The organism is Rhizobacter sp. (genome assembly GCF_031412075.1).
Classification (GTDB): domain Bacteria; phylum Pseudomonadota; class Gammaproteobacteria; order Burkholderiales; family Burkholderiaceae_C; genus Rhizobacter.
Map to the genome: position 1 here is coordinate 1 of NZ_JANOCG010000367.1, position 3653 is coordinate 3653.

A 3653-nucleotide genomic window follows, 5' to 3' on the forward strand; every position below is an offset into this window, starting at 1 on the left:
GGCAGACATGACCTCTTTTGTGGACTTCAGGAATGTCTGGCTCGCTTACAACGACGAGTTGTTGGCGAAAAAGCAATACGCCGTCGAAGACATCTCGCTGCAAGTCGACCAAGGCGAATTCATCGCCATCGTGGGCCCGTCAGGCTGCGGCAAGTCCACCTTCATGAAGCTGGCGACCGGTTTGAAAAACCCATCGCAGGGCAGCATCCTGATCGACGGCAAGGAAGTGAGCGGCCCACTCAAGATCACCGGCATGGCCTTTCAGGCGCCGTCGCTGCTGCCCTGGCGAACGACGCTCGACAACGTGTTGCTGCCGCTGGAGATCGTCGAACCCTACCGCAGCAACTTCCGCGCACAACGGGCGGTTTACGCCGACAAGGCGCGCAAGCTGCTGCAAAGCGTGGGCCTCGGTGGCTACGAAGACAAGTTCCCGTGGCAGCTCTCCGGGGGCATGCAACAGCGTGCCTCGATCTGCCGCGCGTTGATCCACGAGCCCAAGATGCTGCTGCTCGACGAGCCCTTCGGTGCGCTCGACGCCTTCACCCGCGAAGAGCTCTGGTGCATCTTGCGCGACCTCTGGGCGGTGCAGAAATTCAACGTCATCCTGGTCACCCACGACCTGCGCGAAGCGGTGTTCCTCGCCGACACGGTTTACGTGATGAGCCGCAGCCCCGGGCGCATGCTGGTGCAACGCAAGATCGAGCTGCCACGCCCGCGCGAGCTGGAGCTGACCTACACCAAGGAGTTCACCGACATCGTGCTGGAGCTGCGTGAGCACATCGGTGTCATTCGCAAGCCGGTGGGAGCGGCGGCATGACGCGCGCGCAACGTTTGGCCCTGGCGCCTTGGGTGCTGTTGGTTGGGGTGGTGTTGCTGTGGGAGTTGATCTGCCGCGGCTTCAACGTCTCCGAGTTCATCTTCCCCGCGCCCTCGCGCATCGCTGCGCAGACCTGGGAGTTCGGTGGGGTGATTGCCGGCCACGCCTGGCGCACCTTCTGGGTCACGATGGTGGGCTTCGGCATCTCGATCGTGGTGGGCACCTTGCTCGGCTTCCTGATCGGCAGCTCGCGCCTGGCCTACGCCGCGATGTACCCGCTGATGACGGCGTTCAACGCCTTGCCGAAGGCCGCCTTCGTGCCGATTCTGGTGGTGTGGTTCGGCATCGGCGTGGGGCCGGCGGTGTTGACCGCGTTCCTCATTTCCTTCTTCCCGATCACCGTCAACATCGCCACCGGCCTGGCCACGCTGGAACCCGAGCTCGAAGACGTGCTGCGTGTGCTTGGCGCCAAACGCTGGGACGTGCTCATCAAGGTCGGCCTGCCGCGCTCCATGCCCTACTTCTACGGCTCGCTCAAGGTGGCCATCACGCTCGCTTTCGTGGGCACCACCGTCTCAGAGATGACCGCAGCCAACGAAGGCATCGGCTACCTGCTGATCTCGGCCGGCTCGTCGATGCAGATGGGTCTGGCGTTTGCCGGCCTGGTGGTGGTGGGCGCGATGGCGATGGCCATGTACGAGCTTTTCGCGCTGATCGAGAAGCGCACCACCGGCTGGGCGCACCGCGGCTCGAACTCGCACTGACTACACTCGCCGCACTTCAACGCACCAACGCTTTTCTATGGGCTGGCACGGCCACCTCAAGCTCGACTACCGCCGCAGCACCGCCCACAAGACCGTCGTCCACGACGAACACAACGGCCCACTGCGCATCTTGCAAAGCCTCTACCCCGAGGGCGAGAGCATCTGCCACAACGTGCTGGTGCACCCGCCCGGCGGCGTGGTCGGTGGCGACGTGCTGCAGATCAGCGCGAACCTCGGTGAAAACAGCCACGCGCTGATCACCACGCCGGGTGCCACGCGCTTTTATCGCAGCGCCGGTGAACCGGCCTTGCAGGCGCTCACCGCCAAGCTGGCCAACGAAGCGCGGCTGGAGTGGCTGCCGCTGGAGACCATCCTCTACCGCAACACGCTGGCCGAAAACCGCATGCGCTTCGAGCTGGCACCGGGTGCCGAGATGATCGGCTGGGACGTGCTGGCGCTGGGCCTGCCGGCGAGCAACGAGCGTTTCGACGCGGGGCGCTACACGCAACAGATCGAGCTGCCGGGGGTGTGGCTGGAGCGCGGCACCATCGATGGGGGCGACACGCGCCTGTTGCAATCACCGCTCGGCTGGGCGGGGCACAGCGTGCTGGCGACGATGTGGTTTGCGGCCGGCCAGGCGCTCGTGCCGGCCCGGCGTGATCAGCTGCTCGAGGCGGCACGCGAGGCCGCCGAGGCCCACCCGCTGAAGGCCACTGCGGGTTGCACCGCGCCGCACGCCGAGGGGGTGGTGCTGCGGGTGCTCGCCCACCGCGTGGAGCCCGCGATGGGTTTGTTGACGGAGGTCTGGACACGCTGGCGGGCGCTGGCCTGGGGCCTGACCGCCACGCCGCCCCGCGTCTGGCGCACCTGAGGGGCTGCGCCGCGACCGATCAGCGCCAGCCGGCGCGGTCAAACACCTTCTGCGCAGCCGCCGTGCTCGGTGCCCACTTCTCCACCGGCAGCTCGTCGGCCTTGAACGCCCCGAGCTTTTCCAACGCCGGGTTCTTGACGGCCACGGCCTTCACCACCGGCCACTCGTTGTTGCCATCGGCGAAATAGACCTGGGCCGCATCGCTCGCCAAGTACTCCAGGAACTTCACCGCGTTGGCCTTGTTCGGCGCCGTCTTCACGACACCGGCGCCCGACACGTTGACGTGCGTGCCCCAGCTCTTCTGGTTGGGCCACACCACCGTCAACGCGGCCATGTCTTTCACGTCCTCGGGCTTGGTCGAGCGCATCAGCCGCGCCACGTAGTAGCTGTTGGCCAGCGCCACGCCACATTCGCCTGCGGCCACGGCACGCAGCTGGTCGGTGTCGCCCCCCTTGGGCGCACGCGCGAAATTGGCCACCAGGCCGCGCGCCCAGGCTTCGGTCTTGGCTTCACCTTCGTGGGTCAGCAGCGCTGCACCCAGCGACAGGTTGTAAGGGTGCGAACCCGAGCGCACACACAGCTGGCCCTTCAGGCGCGGGTTGGCCAGGTCTTCATACGACTGCACCCTCTCGGCCCTGATGGCCTGGGCGTTGTAGACGATCACGCGCGCCCGGGTTGAAAACGCCAGCCAGTTCGGCGTGCGCAGATGGGCGGGCACACGCGCTTCGAGCGCTTTCGATTGCACCGGCTGGAAGATGCCGGCCTTGTCGGCCAGCTCAAGGCGCGAAGCGTCGACGGTGATGAACACATCGGCCGGGCTGCTCGCGCCTTCGTTCTTGATGCGCTCAAGCAGCTCGTCTTCTTGTCCCTCGATGCGGTTGATCTTGATGCCGGTTTCTTTGGTGAAGTTGGCGTACAGCGCTTCGTCGGTCTGGTAGTGGCGGGCGGTGTAGAGGTTGAGCACCTGGGCCTGCGCGCCGGCGGAAGCGGCCACCGAGAGCGCGGCGGCCAACAGGGAGGAGACAAGAGTTTTCATGGGGCAAGGAGGTGGTTGCGTAGAAGAGTGAGCGAATAGTATCAGCAATGATTCGCATTAACAAACAAGGCATTTCAGTGCCCCTCGGTCAAGGATGCTGATGCCGAATCCGGCCGCAGACCAGCGAACGCCGGTGGTGTCACACTGGCACCCGATGCCCACTGC

Annotated in this window: 4 protein-coding genes; 3 read left to right on the forward strand and 1 reads right to left on the reverse strand. The window is 65.5% G+C overall.

Going from position 1 to position 3653, the window contains the following annotated elements; translation table 11 throughout:
- Window positions 1-7 precede the first annotated feature (7 nt).
- Genes RMO40_RS13605 through RMO40_RS13615 form a run of 3 tightly spaced genes read left to right on the forward strand, consistent with a single transcriptional unit; the run spans window position 8 to window position 2452 of the window.
- Window positions 8-817, forward strand: a complete 810-nt coding sequence (locus RMO40_RS13605; RefSeq protein WP_309722080.1) for an ATP-binding cassette domain-containing protein — start codon at window positions 8-10, stop codon at window positions 815-817.
- On the forward strand, window positions 814-1581 hold the full coding sequence (locus RMO40_RS13610; protein WP_309722070.1) for an ABC transporter permease subunit: 768 nt from the start codon (window positions 814-816) through the stop codon (window positions 1579-1581). The genes RMO40_RS13605 and RMO40_RS13610 overlap by 4 nt, the downstream gene beginning before the upstream one ends.
- Before the next feature lie 37 nt (window positions 1582-1618).
- Window positions 1619-2452 carry an urease accessory protein UreD gene (locus RMO40_RS13615; protein WP_309722073.1) on the forward strand — a complete coding sequence of 278 codons (834 nt, stop codon included), beginning with the start codon at window positions 1619-1621 and terminating at the stop codon, window positions 2450-2452.
- A 19-nt stretch (window positions 2453-2471) separates the two neighbouring features.
- On the opposite strand, the gene RMO40_RS13620 is transcribed toward RMO40_RS13615, so the two are convergent.
- Window positions 2472-3488, reverse strand: coding sequence for an extracellular solute-binding protein (locus tag RMO40_RS13620; RefSeq protein ID WP_309722076.1), 1017 nt, complete (start codon window positions 3486-3488; stop codon window positions 2472-2474).
- Window positions 3489-3653: the final 165 nt, after the last annotated feature.

What these genes read in the sequence shown, in the direction of transcription:
- RMO40_RS13605 (WP_309722080.1), top strand. Translation starts at nt 8, where the DNA reads ATGACCTCTTTTGTGGACTTCAGGAATGTCTGGCTCGCTTACAACGAC.
- RMO40_RS13610 (WP_309722070.1), top strand. Translation starts at nt 814, where the DNA reads ATGACGCGCGCGCAACGTTTGGCCCTGGCGCCTTGGGTGCTGTTGGTT.
- RMO40_RS13615 (WP_309722073.1), top strand. Translation starts at nt 1,619, where the DNA reads ATGGGCTGGCACGGCCACCTCAAGCTCGACTACCGCCGCAGCACCGCC.
- RMO40_RS13620 (WP_309722076.1), bottom strand. Translation starts at nt 3,488, where the DNA reads ATGAAAACTCTTGTCTCCTCCCTGTTGGCCGCCGCGCTCTCGGTGGCC.